The organism is Halalkalibacter kiskunsagensis, from assembly GCF_037027555.1.
GTDB lineage: Bacteria > Bacillota > Bacilli > Bacillales > Bacillaceae_D > Halalkalibacter > Halalkalibacter kiskunsagensis.
In genome coordinates this window covers 62,186-85,855 of record NZ_JAXBLX010000007.1, presented here as the reverse complement: position 1 = coordinate 85,855, position 23,670 = coordinate 62,186, and the positions used below count along the sequence as shown (strand labels likewise).

Sequence of the window (23,670 nt, the reverse complement as noted above, 5' to 3'; positions counted from 1 at the left end):
CTACTCCTCCCGTTCAAATGACACCGCATGAGCGATACAAGGAATCGACTCTTTTTGTTGAATCATCAATGGACTGAGTAGTGCTCCAGTCGCTACAACTAACATCCGTTTAATCCGTCCTGCTTTCATTTCCTTAACTAAATGTCCAAAAGTAACAACAGCTGGACAAGCTGCACCACTTCCTCCTGCAAAGACTGGTTGTTCTTGATGATAGATCATGACACCACAATCTTCATACCGTTCTAATGTAATTCCCTGTTCTTGTACTAGCTTGCGCAAAATTCCACTTCCTACACGAGATAAATCACCTGTTACGATTACGTCATAATAAGACGGGTCCCTCTTTGTTTCTTTTAAATGTGCCACAATCGTATCTGCGGCAGCTGGTGCCATCGCCGATCCCATATCAAATGGTTGCTTAATCCCAAAGTCTTTAACTTTGCCAATTGTTGCATCTGTAATTTTTATCTCAGTCTTTTTCGTTCCAATTACAATTGCCCCTGCACCTGTTACCGTAAAAGTAGAAGATTCAGGTCTTTGCCCTCCAAATTCAGTAGGATAGCGGAATTGACGTTCCGCAGTTGCATTATGGCTACTGACTGCAGTTAAAACGAGCCCCGCTGCTCTTGTATCTACTAATAATGAAGCAAGTGCTAAACCTTCCATGACTGTTGCACATGCAGAAAACAATCCAAAATAAGGAACATCAATCTCTCGTGCATAATAATTAGAAGTGACAATTTGGTTGAGCAAATCTCCAGCAAAAAAGTAATCCATTTCCTCACTTTTTTTCTCAGCATGTTTCAAAGCCATTTCAACAGCATCTTTCATTAAACGTCGCTCTGCAAGCTCCCAATTCTCTTCCCCGGCATACAAATTGTCATAACAAACGTCGAATGTATCCCCTAGAGGGCCTTTTGATTCTTCTGGTCCCACAGCAGTCCCTGTTCCCTGTATATAGATATGGTTTTGAAAATGCCACGTTTGCTTCCCTCTTCTCTCCATAACTAACACTTCCTTTATCATATTTAACCGAGGTAGCCCACTTCAAGCGAAGCCAATGGGGAGTGATTAAGAAGTAATTAGCATCTCAACAAGCATCCTCGTTAAGCCGACTAAGTATGCAGATAAAACTCCAAATGCAATAACAGCACCCGTTAACTTGAACATATTGGCTCCAATTCCAAATACAAGTCCTTCACTTTTATGTTCAAGTGCCGCACTTGTCATCGCATTAGAGAACCCAGTGACAGGCACTAAAGAACCTGCTCCAGCAAATTGCCCTAGCTTATCATAAACACCAAAGCCTGTTGCTAATGCTGCTAGTAAAATAAGCGTTGCAAGTGTCGGACTCATTGCCTCTTCTTGAGTAATAGGTAAAAATGTCATATAGACTCGACTAATTCCTTGTCCAATCGCGCATATCAGTCCTCCGATTACAAATGCTTTTATACCATTTTTCAAAATATGTCTTTTCGGTTGATAAAGCTTTATATTTTTCTGGTACAGTTTTTTTTGTTTTTCATCTGTAACCACTCTTACACCTCACTCACTATTCATAATTTTATGTAATGAAGCTATTAAAAACATGTAACGTTAGTATGACTGAAGTTACGTAGGTTCATTCCAGTTATGGTACGTTTTTTTAGAAAGAGCACAAAGCGTTTTTTATTATAAGCAATGAGTAGAACTGCTGCCTTATTCAAGCCAAACACTTTAGTGGCTTTCTATTTTTTCTGAAGCGCTGCAACTTAAAACCCTTTAGTACCTTCATATTGCTTTCAATTCACTTATATTTATTTACTTTTTGGTCTTTTAGAAAACAAAAAAAGACTAAGAGTCTAGAATAGCTTCTTAGTCTTCTGCTAATTAATGATTGTTCCTCAATGAATCATCCATGTTTCTAAATAACAATCTTACTAATTTCTTGATCCTCTTCCTTGCGTTCAGTTAACCATTGCTTAGAATCGTATTTGCCCTCCACATATACTTGATGCCAAATCATAAAGGTTAGAACAGTCCAGAGTTTCCGACTACGGTCAGCCTTATTTAGACTGTGTTCTTCAAGTAATTTCAATACATAATTTTTGTTAATATACTCGTCTGTTTCACTTTCATTGATTAATGTTGTAGCCCAGTCGTACCATTCATTTTTCAACCAATGACGCATTGGAACAGGGAAACCGAGCTTCTTTCGCATAAATACGTGATCTGGCACAATGCCTTCAAATGCTTTTCGGAGAATGTATTTAGTTGTACCATTTGTTGTTTTCCATTCTGCAGGAATTAGCGAAGCCAGCTCGAACACATTCTTATCAAGAAATGGAACACGTAACTCCAAGGAATGAGCCATTGTCATTTTATCTGCCTTCACTAAAATATCTCCGCGCAACCATGTACACATATCTAAATGTTGCATCCGATTCACATCATGTTGATTCTTTGTATCCTGAAAAATCGGCTTTGTGATAATGTCATTCGAGTATTGTTTCTTATACATTAATAACAATTGTTCTTTTTCTACTTCTGAAAACATCTTTGCATTTCCAATATACCGTTCTTCTAGCGGTGTTGTACCACGCTCTAAGAAGCTCTTTCCCTTCATCCCTTCTGGCAATATAGCTGCTAGTCTCCTTACATTCTTGCTCAAGATGTCTGGTACATGTTGAAAGAAAGCTAAACTTTGTGGTTCTCGGTAAATATTATATCCTCCAAATAACTCATCTGCCCCTTCACCTGATAACACCACTTTCACTCGTTGGCTCGCTTCTTTTGCAACAAAATAAAGTGGAACACATGCAGGGTCTGCAAGTGGGTCGTCCATGTGCCACATGATTTTCGGCAATGCATCTTGGTATTCCTCTGCTGTAATGATTTTGCTATAGTTTTTTATATTAAGCTTGTCTGCACTTTCCTTTGCAACATCGATTTCACTGTATCCATTATGTTCAAACCCAACAGAATAAGTTTCAAGATCAGGCTTCAGCTCTTTGGCAATTGTTGCAATGATTGTTGAATCAATGCCTCCAGATAAAAAAGCGCCAACCGGAACATCACTACGCATATGCTTGTCCACTGAGTCGTACAAAGTCTCTCTAATTTGTTTGACCCAATCAAATTCACTTTTGTTAACAGGGCTAAATACTGGTTTAAAGTATTGCTTGATTTTAGCCTTTTGGCCAAGTTCTTTTTCAAGTGAATGACCCGGCTCAAGCTTATATATATCCTTGGTCATTGAATGTGGTTCAGGAACATATTGAAAAGACATATAATGATGAAGAGCTTGTTCACTCAATTGCTGCTGTGGAGTAGCCGTTAGCAAGCTTTTCTTTTCTGATGCCAACATCAGACCATCTGATCCCTCTTTATAGAATAATGGTTTTATCCCAAAATGATCTCGTGCAGCAAAAGCTCGTTTCTCAACATTATCCCAGATGACGAAAGCAAACATTCCGCGCAGATGTTGGACAACATTTGCTCCTACTTCACTATAAAGCGCAAGAATCACTTCCGTATCCGATTCAGTTTGAAACTCTTTCCCTTTATCAAGTAATTCCTTTCGTAATTCAACATAATTATAAATTTCACCATTAAAAACGATCCAATACCGCCCATCTTCGTATGATAACGGCTGATTTCCACTTTCTAAATCAATAATACTTAAGCGACTGAATCCTAATTGAACATGCTCTCCATGCATATACCCTTCTTGATCCGGTCCCCTATGCGGAATCATTTTATTCATTTCTTGTATTTTATTATATTGATCATATTTTTGAGGCATATCGAACAAATATGTTACAAACCCACACATAATCTTGCACCTACTTTTCTACGTTCATATTGTCCTTCTTTTAGTATGTGGTAAAGCATACTTCATATTCATTTGACGTACTAAAAGGGAGAAAGGATTCACTACGCTATTTAATCAATTTTTTGAACGACTGTCAATTTAATTGACGTGTGAGAAAATTGGGTTAAACCGTGCACAATCTTCACCCAATACTTACTCTCCCCCCCAAAAAAAGACAACCCACGATTGAGTTGCCTCCTCCAATATATTCTACCTACAACTGATGTTCTTTTTCTTCATACGAATGTGCTACCCATCCTTCTGTTTCAATAAACAAGCGAACTGCAACGACTTGTTTATCTTCCATAAGCGTGAAGAAATGAGGTGTATTTTCAGGCACCGAGATGACATCGCCTGCTTCAAGTTCAATATCAAAATAGCCTGTCGCCTCATCACCTTTTACAATGAAAATCCCATGACCTGCCGTAATCGCTCGAACTTCATCTTCTGTATGTGTATGAACTTGTTCAAACTTCTTTAATAACTCTTCTAAGTTTGGTGTTTGTTCTGATAGGGCGACAATATCCCAATTTTGATAGCCACGTCTCTCAACTAATGAACGAATATCTGAATCATATGCTTGTAAAATTTCTGATTTGTTATCATCCGTTAGGTCAAATTTCTCAACTAGCTTTTTAGGCAACTTACTCATATCCCATCTTTCAAAAAATACACCTTGTGCTTCAAGAAATGCATGAACATTCTCTTGACCTTCAACGACTTCGCCACTGTTTCTCACTTTAATAATTGCCATGTTATAAAACCTCCTTTAGATTTAATGCTTTTGCATGTAATAATTTCATTTGATAGGAAAATAGAAACTCACAAGCTTCTAGATGTCTTTTTGCCTCAAATGCATTTTTCCCCCATACTGTAATACCATGGTTTCGTATTAAAATCGCTTTTGTATCAGCTGAAATTTGTTCGCCCACAACCTTTCCTAATGTTGGCAAGTCCGCAAAATTCTCAACGATCGGAATTGTTAGTTCCCCGTCTGCATCCAAGACCCCAAATGCCTTTATTAACTCCACATTCCGAAATGTAATGGAGCCTTTCTCTGCATATAGCTCAGAGATCAAATTATTATCAAGTGTATGGACATGAAGACTGCAACCAGCATCTGTTCTCTTATACACTTCTAAGTGGATCACCGTTTCTGCTGATGGTTTCCCTTGTTCAGTTAGAGCTTTTCCATCCTGATCAACGAGAACAAAGTCTTCTTCTGTTTCTTTATACTTGTCCTTGCCACTAACAGTAACAAGACAAGTAAGAGGCTTATTACTTACCTTAATTGAAAGATTCCCACTCGTTCCTGGAAACCAATCTCTAGCCGCAAGTTCACGTTTTACACAGGCAAGTTCATTCCAAGCTGATATCATACTTTCACCTCATTTTGTTCTAAGAGCGAAATAACATCATGAAACGTTTCAAACGGGTAATATGGCAGACCTAATTGTTCACACTTTTGCTGTAATAAATCACGTGCAAACACTAAATCAGCTTGCTTTGCCGCTTGTAAATCAGTAATCGAATCACCTATTACAATTTTATATCGCCCTTCTCCAATTTCACGCAAAATTGACGGCTTACAACATCCACATTCATTTGTACATTGTTCATCACAGGTATGAGGCCATTCAACCCGGATTGTCTCTTCATTAAACTTCGCTTCATTACAATAAATAGGTAAGTCGTATCCTTTTAAGAGTGGATAAACAAAAAAATCCATTCCTCCACTTACAACGACTAAATCTAATCTATTTCTCTTTGTATATGATACAAATTCATCGAATCCTGCACGAATTTTTGCATCTTTTAAAATAAAGGTTGTCATGGCCTCTTTTAATTCGGAAGGAAGAAGACGAAAAAAGTGACCAACACCTTCTTTAATTGAAATATGCTGACTTAAAATATCATCTTTAATCGCTTCCCATTCAGGTGGGGCAAATTTCTTCATGATCGCGACAATATTATCATTATCGGTAATCGTTCCGTCAAAATCACAAAAGATCATCGGATTCAGTGTCATTCCCCTCCCCATAATTCGATAGCTTGAGCCAACTCCTGATACTCGGCCGCCGCCTCTATTAATGATTTATGATTAAGTACAGCATCAATTGCCTGAACAAACGCTTTTCCTCCGGCAGCAGCACCACCAGGATGTCCGTGAATTCCACCGCCAGCATTAATGATACTATCGATTCCAAAATCAGCGATCAGCTTAGGCGTCAAGCCAGGATGGATCCCTGCAGATGGAACAGGAAACGCCTTTTTAAAGACAGGCTCTTCACTTGTTAAGTTCTGAGCTATCGCTTGCGTTTCTTCTTTCGCCATCGCAACAGAACCATACGGTGACGGAAATAACACAAGATCAGCTCCAGCCATACGAGCTAACTTCCCAAGTAGCAAGCCTGGTGAAACTCCGTAATCTGGTGAAGAAATCATCGTTCCTGAAAATGCCGGGTGAGCCATAATTGGCAATGGAATATTCGGATCTTCTGCAAGAGCTTGCATCACATCTAAACCATAAGCGAATGTATTAAAAAGCAATAGATCGGCGCCTAATTCCACAGCCTTATAGGCGTTATCTTTTAACTCCATTGTTTTTCCCGTTAAGTTGACTGCATGAAGCGTTCGTTTTCCAGTTTCTTCATAGCTCTCACGTAAAGCCTCTTGGCAAACTGGAATTCTTTTTTCAAGTGGAGTTTGATCATTCTCAAAAAGAATTTCATCATCTTTAACGATGTCAATTCCGCCAAGGGCCTGAGCTTTCATTTGCTCTTTAAGCGACGATAAATTTCGTCCGATGACACCTTTAAAAATACTCATTAATAACGGACGATTATATGCATTCGTTAATTCCCTAATACCTTCTATTCCAAACTTAGGACCGGGATACCCTTTTTTTACTTCATTAGAAAAAGCTAAGTCAATGAGCCTCACCTTGCCATCTAATGAAAATTTCCCAAATGTTGTCGTCAAAATCGCCGGTAAATCATTTGAAAAATTGAGATTTGGATATTCCACAGAAATACGAGCTTTATTATTTGTTTCCATTTTTGCTTCAACGACTCTTCCTTTATGTCGTTCGAGCTGAGCTTGTTCCACTGCAGGTAAATTAGTCCAAGAACCTACAGTTAACCCTACAGCAATTGCCTCTGCCTTTTTTTCTAAACTTTCTGGTTTTGCTTCAAGAAGGTACGTTGCTATTACTTCACTCACTATACTAAAACCTCCATTGTAACTACTTCTCCTATTACATTGCGAATAATTATTTAATTGGTATCTAATGATAGTTTTGAATTATGCCAGTATACTTTTATTTCGTCAATCCTAGCAGAATTTGACTATCTTAGTATTATCTTAATTTTATCACTTTATCAAGCTAAATGTTCTCGCAATTTTCAAAATCTGATTGACAGTTCCCTTTCACTCGGTGTAAGATGACACTCAAATACTAAAGATTTGTAAAAAATTCATATCAACTCTTATTACGAGAAGGCTGAGGGAATTGGACCGATGACGCCCGGCAACCGGCTTAACCAAGCAATGGTGCTACTTCCAACGGAATGATGAACATTCTGACAGATAAGAGGAACGAACACGATGTTTCAATCCTCTTGAATTATAATTCAAGAGGATTTTTTTATGATAAATACTAATTCCATTTTATTTGATTAAGAATCGCACGTTTTTTAGGAGGTTGCACATATGACAACAGTAGAACAAGAAATCTATGAGCCTTTAAACATTGAAACAGCAATAGAATTAAGTAAAAATTTGCAATTATTTGACCATGATGACCACCTCACCTCTGAAGAAATTGGTGACGGAAATTTAAATTTGGTTTTCCGGGTCAAGAATGAACACTCTGGTAAATCAGTCATCATTAAACAAGCACTTCCATACGCCAAAGTAGTCGGATCAAGTTGGCCACTGACTTTAGACCGCGCTCGTATTGAAAGTGAATCATTAAAACGAACATATCAGCTCGTTCCAAAGTTTACTCCAAAGGTATATTTTAGCAATACAAACCTTGCTGTTACAGTCATGGATGATTTATCTGATTTCACTATTTTACGTAAAGGGTTAATTGCCGGAAACATTTATCCTAATTTAGCAAAAGATATCGGACACTTTCTTGCACATACACTCTTTTTCAATTCAGATTTTGGACTTAATCAACAAGAAAAGAAGGTTCAGAGTAGTCGCTTTATAAACCCTGAACTGTGCAAAATTACAGAGGATCTTGTATTTACAGATCCTTTCTATGATCATGGCACAAACAATATAGATGAGGACCTTAAGCCATTTGTTTCGACCATGCTTTGGGAAGATCAGTCTCTAAAACTGGAAGTCGCTACATTAAAAAAAGCTTTTCTCACCAAAGGAGAAACACTCGTTCACGGTGATCTTCATACAGGAAGTATTTTTGTTCGTGAAGAAGATACGGTAGTAATTGACCCTGAATTTGCCTTTTATGGTCCAATGGGATTTGATATAGGTGCATTTATTGCTAACATTATTCTGAATTATTTGTCTCAACAAGTTCATTTAAGAAATCAGTTCCAAAGGCAAGAATACCAACAATACTTACTAAATATCATTGACGAGAGCTGGAATGCGTTTAGCGAAGAGTTCACCAGCCTCTGGAATCAATATCCTCAAGATGTCTTCATGAACATTGATGGCTATCTCGAGCAAACATTACAAGAGATATTTAAAGATACAATCGGATTTGCTGGTTGTAAAGTGATTCGTCGCATGATCGGTCTTGCAGGAGTTGAAGATGTTGAGTGCATTTCAAATCAAGCAGATCGAAATAAAGTAAAAAAGGCAGCACTAACGCTTGGAAAAAAATTAATCGTCGAACGAAGTCAGATTGCAACAATAAATGAATTAGTAAAGGTTGTGAGTGAACATGCTTAATACCCCTATTCGATCCGTGCAATGGAATAAAGACAAAATTACCTTACTCGATCAACGATTGCTGCCACAAAAGATAGAATATCTCACACTTTCTTCAATAGAAGATATTTGGGATGCTATCTTTGAATTAAAAGTACGTGGTGCCCCAGCCATTGGAATTGCTGCCGCTTTCGGACTAGCTCTTTCAACACAACAATCAACGATTTCTAATTTTGATGAATTTCGTTTAGAGCTGAAAAAAGAAGCTGCCTATTTAGAGACTTCTAGACCAACGGCTGTTAATTTATTTTGGGCCATCAAGCGAATCCTATCGGTTGTCGAAAATATTACATCTGTTCAAGAAGCAAAAGAAGCTATTTTAGCAGAAGCTCTTTTAATTGAAAAAGAAGATGAAGATATTTGCAGATCAATCGGAGAATATGCCCTTAGCTTATTTCAAGATGAAGACACATTGCTTACCCATTGTAATGCAGGTGGAATTGCAACTGCTCGTTATGGTACAGCTCTTGCCCCGTTTTATATTGCAAAAGAGCGTGGCATCACCTTGAGGGCTTTTGCATCAGAAACCCGTCCGGTCTTACAAGGAGCAAGACTTACAGCTTGGGAGCTACAACAACTTGGCGTTGATGTGACGTTAATTACTGATAACATGGTAGCTCATACAATTCAATCAAAAGGCATTAATGCAGTCATTGTTGGAGCTGACCGTATTGCAGCCAATGGCGATGCTGCTAACAAAATTGGAACGTACGGTCTGGCTCTCATTGCCAAATCATTAGGAATACCGTTTTATGTCGCAGCACCATTATCAACAATTGACGTAGACACGCTTTCAGGGGCAGATATCGAGATTGAAGAACGCCATCCTGATGAGGTACGTACCATCAATGGGCACCTTATTTCACCAGCTGATATTAACGTCTTTAATCCAGCCTTTGACGTTACACCAGCAGAGTTAATCACTGGTATTATCACGGAAAAAGGCATCATTAAAGGCGACTACCAAAAAGAGATTGCTATTCTTTTTCAATAGAGTGAAACAAAGAAATCCTATTACAAAATAGGATTTCTTTGTTTATGTAAACACTCCACGAATCGCTAACGTCATTTCATGAAGGAAACATTTCTTAAACTATTAACATGTTACTTAGAGCATTCAAGTAAATACAAAAAGAACCCACTAAATCCAAAGTGGGTTCTTCATTAGGAGAAGATCATATATCTCCCATTTCGAGCTTCATTTGCTCGAGTATTTTCTTTTCTAGTCTTGAGACTTGAACTTGCGAGATACCAAGCCTTGTCGCTACTTCTGATTGAGTTTGATCTTTGTAGTAACGGAGATAGACAATTAGTCGTTCCCTTTCATCAAGGTCGCGAATCGCTTCTTTCAGAGCAATTTTATCAAACCATTTTGTTTCCGTTTGATCAGCAATCTGATCCAATAGTGTGATTGGATCACCATCATTTTCATAAACAGTCTCATGAATAGACGAAAGTGACCGACTCGCTTCACCAGCAAAGACAACTTCTTCTGGAGAGATTTCTAATGCCTCAGCAATCTCATTAACCGTTGGGGTTCTCCCTAACGACTTTGTCATTTCATCCTTCATTTTCCTAATTTTATTACCTAGTTCTTTTATCGAACGACTCACTTTTACCGTTCCATCATCACGAAGAAAACGCTGAATCTCACCAATTATCATCGGTACAGCATAAGTGGAAAATTTTACATCATAGGACAAATCAAACTTATCAACTGACTTTATAAGCCCGATACACCCGATTTGAAATAAGTCATCTGCCTCATAGCCACGGTTCATAAACCGCTGGACAACTGACCATACAAGCCTCGTATTGCGATTAACAATTAAGTCTCTCGCGTCTTGGTCTCCGTCCTGACTTCTGGCAATCAGTGCTTTTACTTCAGCATCGGAAAAATGTGCCTGCTTTTTCTTCTGTTGTTTTACCTCGACATCCATAGGCAAAACTCCTTAATTACACATAGCTTTGCTATTTGTGAGTGTTTTTTTTAGATATACAGTCGTTCCGATCATTGGTTCAGATACAACTTGAAGCTCATCCATAAAGTTTTCCATAATCGTAAATCCCATTCCAGAACGCTCTAGCTCTGGTTTTGTCGTAAAAAGAGGTTGACGAGCTTCTTCAATATCTTGAATACCCATACCTTCATCTCGAATCGTTAATTCGATCATTCCGTTCTCAAGAGTACAATGAATATATACCATTCCATCTGGTTTATTATTGTACCCGTGAATGATTGAATTGGTTACAGCCTCTGATACGACTGTCTTAATTTCGGTCATTTCATCCATCGTTGGGTCAAGTTGAGCAATAAATGCTCCCACAGTTACACGCGCAAACGACTCGTTTTGGCTCTGAGCTGAAAACTTCAAATCCATCACATTTTGCATCGTTTAAGCCACCCCCAAAGTTTGCAAAGCAAATTGTTCACTGTCTTCTAAGCGGATAATTTTAAACAAACCTGACATTTCAAACAAGCGTTTAACAGAGGAGGATATTGCACAAACAACCATTTCGCCTCCATTTGCTTTTACTTGTTTATATCTGCCAAGAATAACACCTAGACCCGAGCTATCCATAAATGTGAGTAACTCTAAGTTTAAGACAATATGCTTCACCTTGCCGTCTGCTAACTTCTGTTCAACTTGTCCACGTAATTCTTCAGCGGTATGATGGTCGAGCTCGCCTTCTAATCTGACGAGCAAGACACTCCCTTTTTTCTCCAAATCAATTCGTAAGCTCATTTCATCACTCCCTCTAGTTAGCTCACATTAGTTTTCCACTTGGGCTTAACCTATATCATGTACAACCCAATACTGCTTTGCTAGAGAGAATTTCGCTCTTTTGCTTCCAGCTTCCTGCTAGATGACAAAACTAGTCGCCATTCGCAAAAAGTTGTCAAAAGAAGCGTTAGGCAGCTCCAAATTTCGCAAGCGTACGTTTAAACAACTTCCACCAAGATGCTTCATACACATCATCACCCGCAACAAGTGGCGTCTCACTAAGAACTTCCCCTCCTTTTTCAATAAACAATGTTCCAATTACATCCCCTTTTTTTACTGGTGCACGTAAGCTAGCATCTATCTCGAGCCGCTCGATGACGTCATCCACTTTCACACCCTTTTTCGTAAGAATAGAAACTGATTCTGACGTCACAACCGGAATTGTGTCTTTATCTCCTTTGCTTACTTCCACATCAGCTAAAATATGATCGCGGTCATAAAGCTTATGTGTTTGGAATTGGTTAAACGCGTAATCAAGCATCGATGTAATTTGTCCATTTCGTTCTTTTGGGGTTGGTGCTCCCATTATTACTGTAATGACACGCATATCATTCTTTTCTGCTGTTGCCGTTAAACAGTACATCGCCTCACGTGTATATCCTGTTTTTAACCCATCCACTCCTGGATAGAATTTCACTAATTTGTTCGTATTGACGAGCCAAAATTTATCTTCGGTATCAGCTCGTAAGTAGTCCTCATAAATACCGGTATATTTGGTAATGTCATCATACTTTAATAATTCCTTAGAGATCATCGCTAAATCATACGCGGTTGTATAATGATTGTCTGCAGGGAGACCATTCGTATTCATGAAATTTGTATTCTCGAGACCAAGTTCTTTAGCTTTTTCATTCATCATTGCAACAAATTCTTCTTCTGTTCCTGCAATATGTTCAGCCATTGCTACAGTGGCATCGTTTCCAGATGCTACTGCAATTGCCTTTAACAAATCACTAACACTCATTTCTTCTCCCGGCTCTAAGAAAATTTGTGAACCTCCCATTGATGCAGCGTATTCACTTGTACGAACCATATCATCGTAAGCAATCGAACCCTTATCAATCGCTTCCATTATTAAAAGCATCGTCATAATCTTTGTCATACTTGCAGGTGGAAGTTTCTCATGACTATTTTTCTCAAACATCACTTCCCCGGTATCTCGTTCAATTAAAATAGCTGATGATGCTTTTTCAGCTAGCTTTGCACTTCTTTCCTCTGCACTAGCCATCGGTGTCAAAACACTTATAACAAGGCATATGCTTAAAATACTGGATAGAACTTTCCTCATCTCCATCCGACCTCCATCTCATTTTCATAGTCGTCCCTAGGTGTCTTTTTCTCTTACCTAAAAAAGAAGAAACTCCACCCAAGTTGGCTACCCCCCATTTTTTCCATTTATGCTACGTTTATACATAAAAAACTCACATTTAATCAATAAAATCTAAAATCTAGATTCCTTAAAATCAATTTGATAGGATGAGAGAATAACGAGAATAGGAAATATGTTGCAAGTAATTTATTGTTATTTTCCTATCTAATTTCTTTTTTATTTAGTGGAGGTATAATAAACTGTGCGAGCTATTAGAGCTATAGAGAAGCACTTATAACTGATGAACTTGATAATGATTCATATTTCATAGAAGACGAATCTAAAGGAAAAGACTCCATATATATTAGAGAGGTTGATCAACATTTTATATTATTTGCAAATTGCTTTTATCAGCATTGCACTTTCGTATTTCTGGTATTTAATTATCAAACAAAGAAATGGGAAATTGGGAGGGCGCTGAAAAAGGTTGCTTCGAAATTTGCTATTTTTCTAGTATGATTACAATTGACGGGTTGGGGTTTGGGCGAGATTCAGTTTTGCTGTTTCATATAATTTTAAGTTCGGAAGTACGGTTCCGAGCTTTTTTTATGAACTTCAGAAAAAAACATATAATTTCCACCTGTTTTATCGGATATTGATTGTTTTAACTAACTTCATCAATTATACTTACAACTAAGTGGTATATGGAGAGTGAACCAATGATTACAAAGAATATTCGATTTTATAAAAATTCATTATCAGCAGTTATACACTATCCTGAATTTCCCAAAAAACAACATCCAGCCGTTCTTTTCGTTCATGGATTTGTCGGTAGCAAAGTAGGAGCTCATCGTTTATTTGTTAAAGCAGCACAAGCTTTAACCGAAGCTGGTTATATTAGTTTTCGGTTTGATTTTGGTGGTTGCGGAGAAAGTGATGGTGATTACCGCGATGTTACAGTTTCAAAGCAGATGAATGAGTTAAAAGAGGCTATTACATATGTTTCACAATTGGATCATGTCGACCCAGAACAAATCATCCTCATTGGACATAGCCTTGGAGGAGCTATTACGTCGTTAACAGCGCATCAATTCCCAGAAATAAAACAGATTGTTCTGTGGTCTCCTGTTGCCCGTCCTTATTTTGACATTACAGCTATCGCAGGTGATGAAGCAATCGAAATCGCTGAAATTGAAGGAGTCTATGATTATCATGGCTTTCTTTTAAGTCATGATTTCTTTGAAGATTTAAAACAGCATCAGCCTCTTGAAACAATCGAATTATTCAATGGCTCTGTTTTAATCGTTCATGGTGATCAAGATCAAGATGTTCCAAAAGAAAATGCAATGACCTATGCAAACCAAATTTCTCAAAAAGATACTAAGAGACTAGTCGATTTCACTTTTATTGAAGCTGCAGATCATACGTTTTCAAACACCGCTTGGGAGCAGCAACTTTTTACAAAAACGATTCAATGGCTCGGTAACATGAGAGATCCTCGAAGCTAAATTAGCCCCAAGGATCTTAAAATTATCCCTGAACAGTTTCTTTTAAGTTAAGTGAATATCCCAAAATTCATAATGAAAATTTCCCTTTGCAATGCATTCAGTTACTTTTACTCACCTGTAACGTGTAATTGAACATCAATATTGCCTCGAGTTGCTTTTGAATAAGGACATACTTGATGTGCTTGATTGACCAATTTTTCTGCTTCGGATTGCGTTACTCCCTTTATTGATGCATATAGGGCAACTCCAATCTTATACCCGTTGTCTTCTCGGTCTTTTAATAAACTAACTTCTACATTTATTTCTGAATCAATTTCCTTCTTTTGGTTTGATGCGACTAAGTTCAAAGCTCCATCAAAACACGCAGCATACCCTGCTGCAAAAAGTTGCTCCGGATTCGTTCCTTCAGAATCAGATTCATTCCCCTTTGGCATTAGCAGTTTATGATCAAGCACTCCATTATTTGATGTAACATGACCATTTCTTCCTCCTACTGCTTTTGCTTGTGCGATAAATAGTACGTCTGACATGAATAGACCACCTCTCCTATATTTCATCCTGCACTTTTGACTATTCACTAAAATGGATCAAATTAAACATAAAAACCTACCTTTAATCGGTAGGTTTAATCATTGACATTTGTGGGCTAGACGTTAATTAAAATTGAGAACCGCTAAATTGTTGTTCAGCTTGTTGAACTAATCGTTTGGTGATTTCTCCGCCAACAGAACCGTTAGCACGTGAAGTAGCATCTGCTCCAAGTTGCACGCCAAATTCAGATGCAATTTCATACTTCATTTGATCTAATGCTTGCTGAACACCTGGGACTACTAGTTGGTTACTATTACTGTTGCTGTTTGCCATTTCTGTTCACCTCACTTTGTTCTTTGTCAGTACCTATTGTGTGAAAACGAGACAAACATATGCAACTTTTTAGCAGGAAACATTTTGTAGAAAAGAGTAGTACCTCTGCTGAAACTTTAGCCTTTTTAAGAGTGGAATTCTCATAATGGGCTAAGGGAGTTTCCCATTTGGGAGCAACCACTATTTATGCCTCATAGAGCTCTAAAGGCAGACCATCTGGATCAGAGAAGAAAGTGAATTTTTTACCCGTTATCTCATCGATACGTACATCTTCTACTTCAACCAGTTTAGCTTCCAAGCTTTTTTTACACGCCTCTACATTATCGACTTCAAACGCCAAATGACGGAGTCCCCTTGCCTCAGGATAGCTAGGTCTTTCAGGAGAGCTTGGAAAAGAGAAAAGTTCAATTTGCCCACCTCCTTCAATTGCTAAATCTAATTTATACGATTGTCGCTCTTCTCGATATAATTCATTTATTACCTTTAAGCCTAGTACATCAACGTAAAATTTCCTAGACACCTGATAATTAGAACAAATTATTGCTGCATGATGGATCTTTTTGAACAAATGAATCACTCTCCTATTTAAGCCTCTACTTTATTCATTATAACTTTTAATTGAACAAATGCCCGAAATTTGTTTAAAGATAACCATAATTTAACTGAGAACTAAAAAAGCTCTTAACTAAGTTTTGCGTTTTTCCTACATAAATCCTAAAAATGGATAAACACTATCTATGTATAGGAAGAAGAACTTTTTAAAGGAGGGGTAAAATTGGACCAAGAAATGCATGATAGTACAGATAATAAATTCATTCCAATAACGTCAATCACTAATGGCGTTATACAAGCCGTAGCACAAGAGGTTTATTGTTTACCTATTCAAGTTGTCAATGTGTGCTTTGTTGGCAATCCAGGGAAAGCAAACGAATGGATTCTTGTAGATGCAGGAATGCCTAAATCTGCCGATGATATTATCGAAGCATTAACTGAAGAATTCGGCTCGGCTGAAGCACCACGTGCCATTTTATTAACACATGGTCATTTTGATCACGTTGGCGCCATTATCGAACTAGCTGAAAAATGGGATGTTCCGATTTATGCGCATTCAGCCGAATTTCCTTATTTAACTGGAAAACAAAGTTATCCTGAACCAGATACTAGTGTTGAAGGAGGACTTATTGCAAAAATGTCTTCCTTTTTCCCAAATGAACCTATCCAATTAGGAAGCAGGCTCAAAGAACTTCCTAATGACCATCGAATCCCTGAAATGCCCGGATGGAGATGGATTCATACACCAGGACACACTCCTGGACATGTTTCATTTATTCGTATTGATGACAATGTTCTCATCGCTGGGGATGCCTTTGTTACCGTTAAACAAGATTCACTTTATAAAGTCTTAACCCAGGAAAAAGAAATTAACGGCCCCCCTCGTTACTTAACAACCGATTGGGAAGCTGCCTGGGAGTCAGTCGGCATTATAAAACACCTTGAACCTACAGTAGCAATCACAGGACATGGACCACCTATGTACGGAGTTGAATTAACGGAAAGCTTAGACAAGCTTGCACAAGATTTTGATAAAATCGCGATTCCTGATTACGGCCGTTATGTTGATCGAAATACTCACTAAACCTAACATTCAAAAGCTGTTGAGAATCTCAACAGCTTTTGGTTTAACTCATTTATCATTTTACATGATCTCTTCATTCTTCTATTCTATTTTATGCTTTTTCTTCAAGCCTTTACTTGCATTCGAAATGTTGTCAAAAAGTAAATAAACAGTTGGCGCTCATAAGTATACTCTCCTGCTTAAGACTGAAATCGCTACCCTTTTTCCTGAAATATCTGATAATATCAATAGTAACGAAGAATGGAGGGATTTTATGAAGCAACGGAGAATGATTATTACTCAAAATTTAGATAAGAGGTACATTGAACAGATTCAATCACTTATTCCCAATTGGGAACTTATCGTAGGGCGAGATCGAATTGTTTGGGAAGAGCATCTAAAAGAAGCCGAAGTGATTGCCGGCTGGAAAAAAGAAATGAAAGAATTAGTTCTTCAAGGAGAATCTTCGCTTCGCTGGGTGCAAACGTGGTCTGCAGGTGTGAACAGCCTGCCCTTAACAGATTTACAAGCACAAGACATTCAGATTACAAGCGCGAATGGTGTCCATGCGTACCCTATTTCAGAAACAATTTTTGCACTTATGCTCAGCCTGACAAGAAAAATACATACTTATGTGAGAAATCAACAAACAAAAATGTGGCACCATTCTGGGATGAAACTAGAACTTCATGGGAAGACGGTTGGAATCTTTGGAGTGGGCGCAATTGGGCAAGAAACAGCCAAAATCGCCAAAGCATTCGGTATGAAAGTAATCGGATTTCGACATTCGGGAAAACCAGCAGAGTACGTTGATGAAATGTATAAAACAACGAATATGAATGACATTCTTCCTAAATTGGACTACGTCGTGATAACATTGCCTCTCACCAAACAAACATACCAGTTATTTGGAGCTGAACAATTCGAACGAATGAAATCCTCTTCCTTTCTCATCAATATTAGTCGAGGAGAAGTAATTGACGAGAAAGCATTAATTCGTGCACTAAAACACGAGCGAATAGCAGGTGCAGGGTTAGATGTGTTTGAAACAGAACCATTACAAGAAGAAAGTCCTTTATGGGAACTTGAAAACGTCATTGTTACGCCTCACACTTCAGGTTCAACAGAGTATTACGATGAACGAGTCGTAAAAGACATACTTATACCCAACCTTAAGAATTATTTAGAAGCTGAACCTTTTTCAATTAACTTAGTTGACTATCAGAAGGGGTACTAATAAAGGGAATTAGCATCCAGATTAACTTTAAGATCCTATAACTGAAGAAGCAATAAAAATAACATAGGAAATCAAGTATCATATCGCAATGATAACTTGATTTCCTATGTTTATTTTTACGCTTTGGATTTTTGGAATAGAGAATTTTTTAAAAAAAAATACGCAAATACAATGAAGGGTTGTAATAAGATCTATGACTCACTCATAATGAAAATAACGAAATCCCCCTTACACTCTTTTGAATCCCTTCGTAGGAATATTCCCTTCTAATGTTTCTTGCTAGCTTAAACCTTTTTATTCTTCATTCATATCACCGTTCATCTGTTACATTTTTCCCTTTTCTTGCAAGAGCATGCCCTAGCAATAGAATCACCGTAAGCGCTGGAACATAGATCATAGATGCACCAATGTCTTCCCCCATTCTTCACCTGAATCATATAAAATATATATTATTTTATTAATTATATCCATCTTTAATTGGAATCACCATTCAGATCTTTTTCTAAAAATGCTAAAATAAAGTAAGTCATTATAGAAACAAACAGGAGGAATCAAAATGCCAGATTGGTCCTATCATGCATTATTTAAACCACTTTTATCACGGCTTCCTGCGAACATGTCTCGGGAATTCATTCATAAAAACATGAATAGGATTGCTTCAATACCTGGTGGCACGCATGTAATCAATTTCTTAGGACGAGAAGAATCCTCCAAACGTTTAGAAAAAAAAATTGATCCTTTGTACTTTTCAAATTCCATTGGATTTTCTGGTAAATTAGACCCCCATTTATCTGGCACTCAAGCCTTTGCCAACTTAGGGTTTGGTTTTATCGAAATCGGACCTGTCACCATGCAGACTCAAGAAAAAGCTGTGCCGCCTAGGATAAATCATTCGACCAATCAGATTACGTTTCATGAAAACTATGAATCTATCGGCTTAGCTCAAACCATTCAGAAAATAAAACATAGAAACATCACCCACCCTCTTTTCATTCGGTTAACAGGCACCATGGATGAACAGCTCGAAATGGCGAATGCACTCCTGCCTTTTGCAGACGCGTTCATCCTTGAAAATGTCGATCCCATACATAAGACCTTGCTTCAGCTGATGCAAGATGTCAAAAAGCCCATATTTCTTGCTATTCCAACTGATCACATTCCATCACTGCCTTTGGCAGAAATTCAGTCAACCTTTGCTGGAATTGTTCTGGATGAAGGCACTAATCAACCTGAAACAGTAATCAATCAATCACACCTGAAGGCCATAAAGTTTTTAAAAAAACACCATTTCTCTCTCCCTATCGTTACAGTTGGAGGTGTTTCAGGACCAAGCCATGCACTTTCCTTACTAAACGAGGGTGCTGATCTCATCATTCTGTCTCAAGGATATGTCTTTTCCGGTCCTGGCTTACCAAAGCGGATTAAAGAAGCACAGCTTGATGAGATGGATCTTGAGAGTGAAGTATCAAAGAAAGGCTGGGGATGGTATTGGCTGTTTGGATTTTCGATTTTTATAGGTGGATTGATCGCTCTCTTTCTGAGCATGACAACGATTATCCTTCCCTACGATGAGTCCTTCTTAAATATGAGAAAAGAAGCGATTTCCCTTTTTAATGAACGGATTCTGTATTTTATGGCGCATGATCGTATGACACTCGCTGGGACCATGGTTTCTGGTGGTATTATCTATATGTTTTTGGCACGTTACGGTATTAGAAGAGGGATACTTTGGACAAAACAAGCGACTGATACTGCTGCGATTATTGGTTTCTTAGGAATTTTTCTCTTTATTGGATATGGGTACTTTGACTGGCTTCACCTCTTGTTTTGGCTCATTTTATTGCCATTCTATTTAATTGGTTTTATAAAAACAAGAAACCTGAAGGAAGCCCCGTCTTCTAAAAACAGAACGAATCATCGGTTTTGGAAACTTAGTTTGTATGGGCAATTTTCCTTTGTCGTATTAGGGTTCTCATTTGTTATTGGAGGCATCGTCATATCCTATATTGGAATAACGACTACATTTGTTGCTACTGATTTACTTTATTTATGTATGCCACAAGAAATGCTTGATGAATTTAACGAGCGATTAATTCCAGTCATTGCTCATGATCGTGCAGGATTTGGCAGTGCCCTTTTAAGTGTTGGTCTTTTAGTATTAATGGTTTCTTTATGGGGATTCCAGCAAGGAAGCAAGTGGGTCTGGTGGACTTTGCTATTAGGAGGTCTACCTGCTTTTATAAGTGGCATTGCTATACATTTTGCTATTGGTTATACGACATTCATTCACCTTTTACCAGCTTATTTTGCTTTGTTCTTATACTTAGTTGGATTAAGTTTATCGTATCGCTATTTTCATTTAGAAAAGTACTGAAAACGAGTGGTTTCATAAACAGTGAAGCATTTAAGAAAAACCTTGGTAATGCCGATAATGAAAAGGCTATAGGTTTGCTTTTAATTGGCTATTCTGAAGAAATTCTAGAATCGAAACATCGAACACCAGTAAGGGCCAAGCTACAGATTCTTAACTGAATAAAGATTAGCCGTATTCTAGCAACTAGAATACGGCTAATCCTTTCTATGAATCTCTTGTGTAAAACATCCAATTCCTTATCTTTCAATCGCAACAATGACTTTAAATAGATCGCCATCAACCTTTATATCTAGACTTCCTCCATGTAAATCTATTATTGATTTGGCTATAGCAAGTCCGAGTCCAGACCCTTCAGTATGACGAGAAGCATCGCCACGCTTAAATCGTTCATACAGCTCATCTACATTATCACCAAGCTCATATTTGGTCACATTTTTAAAAGTAATAACAACTTTATTCTCGTCTGCCTTCACTGAGATATACACTCGCGTATTCTCTAATGAGTAGTGAAGGATATTGACAATTAAATTATCAAATACTCGCCACAATTTTTGCCCATCAACAATGACGTGAACAGGGGGTTCTGGTGCCGATACACGAAATTGCAAAGTGGATTCATCTATCTTTTCATTGTGTTCAGCTAGTGCCTGTTGTAGCAATTGAACAATATCGACTCTTTCTTTTACAAGCTCAATGTTTCCGCTTACCATCTTAGAAGCTTCAAATAAATCATCAATAAGTACCTTTAATCGTTTTGATTTTCGATCAATGATTTGAATATAAGCCTCTTTATCTCCTTCACATATATCAGGTGCTTTTAATAATTCTGTATACGTAATAATGGAAGTTAATGGTGTTCTAAGATCATGACTTACATTTGTAATAAGTTCTGTTTTCAGTCTTTCACTTTTCGCTTGTTCTTTCTTTGATGTTTTCACACCATATTTTAACGTATTAATATCTCTTGCTAGATTAGCCAACACCGATTTTCCTTGAATCGGTAAATCTTCAGTGAAGCTTCCTTTTGCTAGAACGTTGGTATTTTCAACAATTCGATTAAAATAACCAATCCTCTTCACAATGATAATTAACGTTGGAATCCCAACGACAAAGAAGCTAAAACTATATGGGATTAAAATAATTGGGTTAAGCAACACTAAAACGGCACCTGCCCCAAACACAAATACACTCGCTAAGAGAACCAACATTTGAAACCCTGTACTTCTATTTAAGAAAGCTTCTTGAATGGCTCGATAACTTCGATTTGTAAATGATCGATTCCATTCGGTAGCGATTTGAGATTTATCCTTTAGTAGGTCATATAAAAAGAACAGCTGCATAAGTGTGACTGTTAAAACTATTGTTGCGATAGATAGATCAATTAATAGATCTCTTACCTGAATAAATCCGTTTGTTGATTGATATGGAATATGATTCAAATAGGATAATCGATTCATTGTTAAAAAAACACTCATTAGCAATATAAATAACTTTACATCTAGTGGGATTCTCGAATAATACGGTCTCCATTTTGATAGTTTAACTCTATTAATGATGGGGTTTCGTCGATAGATAAACAAACTGACAAGAAAAGCAACTCCTCCTGCTATCGTATAAAGATAATAATTTCGTTTTATTTGCTGAAAATCTTGGTAAGAGCTCACAATCGGGTTGTTTCCTTCGACTGATTTTGGGACAGCAATTTTCCCCTCGTACGTACGAACCTCCTCTGATAATATATATGCTAGCTCATCATCCATAAACATATGGTACCGATCAGTTGTTAGATATCCTTGCTGCTCAGATGGATAGTTTTGCATAAAAAGCGTCTCTCGACTTGAAAAGAAATTATTTATTTCATCGCTCTCTAAAGTCACATTCGTATAAATTTCTCCTGTATGAATATCCCTTAAATAGTAATAAAATCCTGATTCTGTACGTATAAAACTTGAACGAGACTGCTCTTTTTCTTTAAAATATTCTTCAACTCGTTTTTCTTTCTCTTCGATGATTTTCTCACGGATGTGATCATCATCTGTAAAATTCTTTGTAATGTCATCTATTTTCTGATCTCTTTCTGTAGTGTATGCTTCCGCAACTTCTTCGTTCTCTGCATCTAATGCATTTTGAATCCGGCCTTCGTATTGCCTTTGTATGTTTGCTATTTGTTCTCCTAGGTCTCCATAGCGATATCGATGCTCATTAACTTCATCTTCTGATACTGTTAATACAGCGATTGCTTCTTCCATTGTCATCTGATTTAATTCAAACACACTTAGCTGATCAACAAAGTCCTCATATTGATAAGTAAACTGGTCCGTTTGAAAATAATTCTTAGTCATATAACCGAATCCTTGGTTACATCCCGATAGTAGACCACTGACTCCAAGAGTAAACAATACAAGCCATCCTAGAACTTTTGCTCTATTTTTCCATTTTGTATCCAACTCCCCACACCACCTTTAAATATCTTGGATTTTTCGGATCAATTTCGATCTTTTCTCGTATTTTTCGAATATGAACGGCAACTGTATTTTCTGCGTTGTAACATGGTTCATTCCATACTCTTTCATATATTTCATGGATCGAGAAAACTCGTCCTGCATTTGTAATAAGTAATTCTACAATCTTGTATTCAATTGGGGTTAACTTGACCGCTTCCCCATGCGCAGTTACCTCTTTTGCTGACTGATCTAATGTTAGTCCATGTAAATCGATCACTTTCTTGACCCCTTCATAAGTACCAAGAGACACATACCTTCTAAGCTGTGACTTTACTCTTGCAATCAGTTCAAGCGGGTTAAACGGTTTTGTTACATAATCATCTGCTCCAACCTGTAGTCCTAATACCTTATCTGTATCCTCACTTTTAGCACTTAGAATAATAATTGGTATATTCTTATTTTCACGTATTTTAAACGTGGTTGCGATCCCATCCATTCGTGGCATCATGACATCTAGAACTATCAAATGTATTTGATGCTCATTTAACTTCTCAATCGCTTCAATTCCGTCTTTCGCCTGAATTACGGTAATGCCTTCATTTCTCAAATATATTTCAATCGCTTCACGAATTTCTTTGTCATCATCAACGACTAACACATAATAATTATCCACAAACATTCCCCCCTTTCAAAATTATATATAATTAAAGAA

General features: G+C 37.5%; 22 protein-coding genes and 1 riboswitch. Of the genes, 6 read left to right on the top strand and 16 right to left on the bottom strand.

Going from position 1 to position 23,670, the window contains the following annotated elements; all coding sequences use genetic code 11:
• The 7 genes from spoVAD to SLH51_RS05825 form a co-directional block, all read right to left on the bottom strand.
• On the bottom strand, positions 1-1,005 hold the full coding sequence (gene spoVAD, locus SLH51_RS05855; protein WP_335959858.1) for a stage V sporulation protein AD: 1,005 nt from the start codon (positions 1,003-1,005) through the stop codon (positions 1-3).
• Positions 1,006-1,071: 66 nt separating this feature from the next.
• Complete coding sequence (gene spoVAC / locus SLH51_RS05850; RefSeq protein WP_335959857.1) at positions 1,072-1,536, bottom strand: stage V sporulation protein AC; 465 nt, start codon at positions 1,534-1,536, stop codon at positions 1,072-1,074.
• Positions 1,537-1,903: 367 nt separating this feature from the next.
• Positions 1,904-3,814: an asparagine synthase (glutamine-hydrolyzing) gene (gene asnB, locus SLH51_RS05845; RefSeq protein WP_335959856.1), complete on the bottom strand. Its 1,911-nt coding sequence runs from the start codon at positions 3,812-3,814 to the stop codon at positions 1,904-1,906.
• Between the two features lie 253 nt (positions 3,815-4,067).
• A complete protein-coding gene (locus SLH51_RS05840; RefSeq protein WP_335959855.1) occupies positions 4,068-4,607 on the bottom strand; it encodes a 1,2-dihydroxy-3-keto-5-methylthiopentene dioxygenase in 540 nt (179 codons plus the stop codon).
• Position 4,608: 1 nt separating this feature from the next.
• On the bottom strand, positions 4,609-5,232 hold the full coding sequence (locus tag SLH51_RS05835) for a methylthioribulose 1-phosphate dehydratase (protein WP_335959854.1): 624 nt from the start codon (positions 5,230-5,232) through the stop codon (positions 4,609-4,611).
• Positions 5,229-5,882 carry a 2-hydroxy-3-keto-5-methylthiopentenyl-1-phosphate phosphatase gene (locus SLH51_RS05830; protein ID WP_335959853.1) on the bottom strand — a complete coding sequence of 218 codons (654 nt, stop codon included), beginning with the start codon at positions 5,880-5,882 and terminating at the stop codon, positions 5,229-5,231. The genes SLH51_RS05835 and SLH51_RS05830 overlap by 4 nt, the downstream gene beginning before the upstream one ends.
• Positions 5,879-7,075, bottom strand: a complete 1,197-nt coding sequence (locus tag SLH51_RS05825; RefSeq protein ID WP_335959852.1) for a 2,3-diketo-5-methylthiopentyl-1-phosphate enolase — start codon at positions 7,073-7,075, stop codon at positions 5,879-5,881. The genes SLH51_RS05830 and SLH51_RS05825 overlap by 4 nt, the downstream gene beginning before the upstream one ends.
• 263 nt (positions 7,076-7,338) lie before the next feature.
• Positions 7,339-7,448, top strand: a riboswitch (SAM riboswitch).
• Positions 7,449-7,564: 116 nt separating this feature from the next.
• Here SLH51_RS05825 and mtnK point away from each other — a divergent pair.
• Both mtnK and mtnA read left to right on the top strand, forming a co-directional pair.
• Positions 7,565-8,782, top strand: a complete 1,218-nt coding sequence (gene mtnK, locus SLH51_RS05820) for an S-methyl-5-thioribose kinase (protein ID WP_335959850.1) — start codon at positions 7,565-7,567, stop codon at positions 8,780-8,782.
• Positions 8,775-9,815 carry an S-methyl-5-thioribose-1-phosphate isomerase gene (gene mtnA, locus SLH51_RS05815; protein ID WP_335959848.1) on the top strand — a complete coding sequence of 347 codons (1,041 nt, stop codon included), beginning with the start codon at positions 8,775-8,777 and terminating at the stop codon, positions 9,813-9,815. Before mtnK ends, mtnA begins: the two co-directional genes overlap by 8 nt.
• 181 nt (positions 9,816-9,996) lie before the next feature.
• Here the strand turns inward: mtnA and sigF are convergent, their stop codons facing one another.
• The 4 genes from sigF to SLH51_RS05795 form a co-directional block, all read right to left on the bottom strand.
• Positions 9,997-10,761 (bottom strand): RNA polymerase sporulation sigma factor SigF, encoded by a 765-nt coding sequence (sigF, locus tag SLH51_RS05810; protein WP_335959846.1) that lies wholly within the window; start codon positions 10,759-10,761, stop codon positions 9,997-9,999.
• 12 nt (positions 10,762-10,773) lie between these two features.
• Positions 10,774-11,214 carry an anti-sigma F factor gene (gene spoIIAB, locus SLH51_RS05805; protein ID WP_335959844.1) on the bottom strand — a complete coding sequence of 147 codons (441 nt, stop codon included), beginning with the start codon at positions 11,212-11,214 and terminating at the stop codon, positions 10,774-10,776.
• 3 nt (positions 11,215-11,217) lie between these two features.
• Positions 11,218-11,568, bottom strand: a complete 351-nt coding sequence (gene spoIIAA / locus SLH51_RS05800; protein WP_335959842.1) for an anti-sigma F factor antagonist — start codon at positions 11,566-11,568, stop codon at positions 11,218-11,220.
• Between the two features lie 166 nt (positions 11,569-11,734).
• Positions 11,735-12,895, bottom strand: a complete 1,161-nt coding sequence (locus SLH51_RS05795; protein WP_335959841.1) for a D-alanyl-D-alanine carboxypeptidase family protein — start codon at positions 12,893-12,895, stop codon at positions 11,735-11,737.
• A 740-nt stretch (positions 12,896-13,635) separates the two neighbouring features.
• On the opposite strand from SLH51_RS05795, the gene SLH51_RS05790 reads away from it, so the two are divergent.
• The gene (locus SLH51_RS05790) at positions 13,636-14,424 is read left to right on the top strand and encodes an alpha/beta hydrolase family protein (RefSeq protein ID WP_335959840.1); all 789 of its coding nucleotides are present in this window, start codon (positions 13,636-13,638) and stop codon (positions 14,422-14,424) included.
• 107 nt (positions 14,425-14,531) lie between these two features.
• On the opposite strand, the gene SLH51_RS05785 is transcribed toward SLH51_RS05790, so the two are convergent.
• From SLH51_RS05785 to gloA2, 3 genes are all read right to left on the bottom strand, one after another.
• Positions 14,532-14,954, bottom strand: coding sequence for an organic hydroperoxide resistance protein (locus SLH51_RS05785; protein ID WP_335959838.1), 423 nt, complete (start codon positions 14,952-14,954; stop codon positions 14,532-14,534).
• A gap of 127 nt (positions 14,955-15,081) precedes the next feature.
• Entirely contained in the window at positions 15,082-15,288 is a 207-nt protein-coding gene (locus tag SLH51_RS05780; protein WP_335959837.1) for an alpha/beta-type small acid-soluble spore protein, read from the bottom strand.
• Positions 15,289-15,472: 184 nt separating this feature from the next.
• Positions 15,473-15,856, bottom strand: a complete 384-nt coding sequence (gene gloA2 / locus SLH51_RS05775) for an SMU1112c/YaeR family gloxylase I-like metalloprotein (protein ID WP_335959836.1) — start codon at positions 15,854-15,856, stop codon at positions 15,473-15,475.
• Between the two features lie 207 nt (positions 15,857-16,063).
• Here gloA2 and SLH51_RS05770 point away from each other — a divergent pair, with 207 nt between their 5' ends.
• From SLH51_RS05770 to SLH51_RS05760, 3 genes are all read left to right on the top strand, one after another.
• Entirely contained in the window at positions 16,064-16,924 is an 861-nt protein-coding gene (locus SLH51_RS05770; protein WP_335959835.1) for an MBL fold metallo-hydrolase, read from the top strand.
• Positions 16,925-17,177: 253 nt separating this feature from the next.
• The gene (locus SLH51_RS05765; protein ID WP_335959834.1) at positions 17,178-18,140 is read left to right on the top strand and encodes a D-2-hydroxyacid dehydrogenase; all 963 of its coding nucleotides are present in this window, start codon (positions 17,178-17,180) and stop codon (positions 18,138-18,140) included.
• A 556-nt stretch (positions 18,141-18,696) separates the two neighbouring features.
• A complete protein-coding gene (locus SLH51_RS05760; RefSeq protein ID WP_335959833.1) occupies positions 18,697-20,514 on the top strand; it encodes a dihydroorotate dehydrogenase in 1,818 nt (605 codons plus the stop codon).
• Positions 20,515-20,750: 236 nt separating this feature from the next.
• Here SLH51_RS05760 and SLH51_RS05755 read toward each other — a convergent pair whose 3' ends face one another.
• A complete protein-coding gene (locus tag SLH51_RS05755; RefSeq protein WP_335959832.1) occupies positions 20,751-22,961 on the bottom strand; it encodes a sensor histidine kinase in 2,211 nt (736 codons plus the stop codon).
• A complete protein-coding gene (locus SLH51_RS05750) occupies positions 22,939-23,631 on the bottom strand; it encodes a response regulator transcription factor (RefSeq protein WP_335959831.1) in 693 nt (230 codons plus the stop codon). The genes SLH51_RS05755 and SLH51_RS05750 overlap by 23 nt, the downstream gene beginning before the upstream one ends.
• Positions 23,632-23,670 lie beyond the last annotated feature (39 nt).

What these genes read in the sequence shown, in the direction of transcription:
- spoVAD (WP_335959858.1), bottom strand. Translation starts at nt 1,005, where the DNA reads ATGGAGAGAAGAGGGAAGCAAACGTGGCATTTTCAAAACCATATCTAT.
- SLH51_RS05790 (WP_335959840.1), top strand. Translation starts at nt 13,636, where the DNA reads ATGATTACAAAGAATATTCGATTTTATAAAAATTCATTATCAGCAGTT.
- SLH51_RS05780 (WP_335959837.1), bottom strand. Translation starts at nt 15,288, where the DNA reads ATGGCAAACAGCAACAGTAATAGTAACCAACTAGTAGTCCCAGGTGTT.
- SLH51_RS05830 (WP_335959853.1), bottom strand. Translation starts at nt 5,882, where the DNA reads ATGACACTGAATCCGATGATCTTTTGTGATTTTGACGGAACGATTACC.
- mtnK (WP_335959850.1), top strand. Translation starts at nt 7,565, where the DNA reads ATGACAACAGTAGAACAAGAAATCTATGAGCCTTTAAACATTGAAACA.
- SLH51_RS05795 (WP_335959841.1), bottom strand. Translation starts at nt 12,895, where the DNA reads ATGAGGAAAGTTCTATCCAGTATTTTAAGCATATGCCTTGTTATAAGT.
- SLH51_RS05840 (WP_335959855.1), bottom strand. Translation starts at nt 4,607, where the DNA reads ATGGCAATTATTAAAGTGAGAAACAGTGGCGAAGTCGTTGAAGGTCAA.
- mtnA (WP_335959848.1), top strand. Translation starts at nt 8,775, where the DNA reads ATGCTTAATACCCCTATTCGATCCGTGCAATGGAATAAAGACAAAATT.
- spoIIAA (WP_335959842.1), bottom strand. Translation starts at nt 11,568, where the DNA reads ATGAGCTTACGAATTGATTTGGAGAAAAAAGGGAGTGTCTTGCTCGTC.
- spoIIAB (WP_335959844.1), bottom strand. Translation starts at nt 11,214, where the DNA reads ATGCAAAATGTGATGGATTTGAAGTTTTCAGCTCAGAGCCAAAACGAG.
- asnB (WP_335959856.1), bottom strand. Translation starts at nt 3,814, where the DNA reads ATGTGTGGGTTTGTAACATATTTGTTCGATATGCCTCAAAAATATGAT.
- SLH51_RS05835 (WP_335959854.1), bottom strand. Translation starts at nt 5,232, where the DNA reads ATGATATCAGCTTGGAATGAACTTGCCTGTGTAAAACGTGAACTTGCG.
- SLH51_RS05760 (WP_335959833.1), top strand. Translation starts at nt 18,697, where the DNA reads ATGCCAGATTGGTCCTATCATGCATTATTTAAACCACTTTTATCACGG.
- SLH51_RS05785 (WP_335959838.1), bottom strand. Translation starts at nt 14,954, where the DNA reads ATGTCAGACGTACTATTTATCGCACAAGCAAAAGCAGTAGGAGGAAGA.
- SLH51_RS05765 (WP_335959834.1), top strand. Translation starts at nt 17,178, where the DNA reads ATGAAGCAACGGAGAATGATTATTACTCAAAATTTAGATAAGAGGTAC.
- sigF (WP_335959846.1), bottom strand. Translation starts at nt 10,761, where the DNA reads ATGGATGTCGAGGTAAAACAACAGAAGAAAAAGCAGGCACATTTTTCC.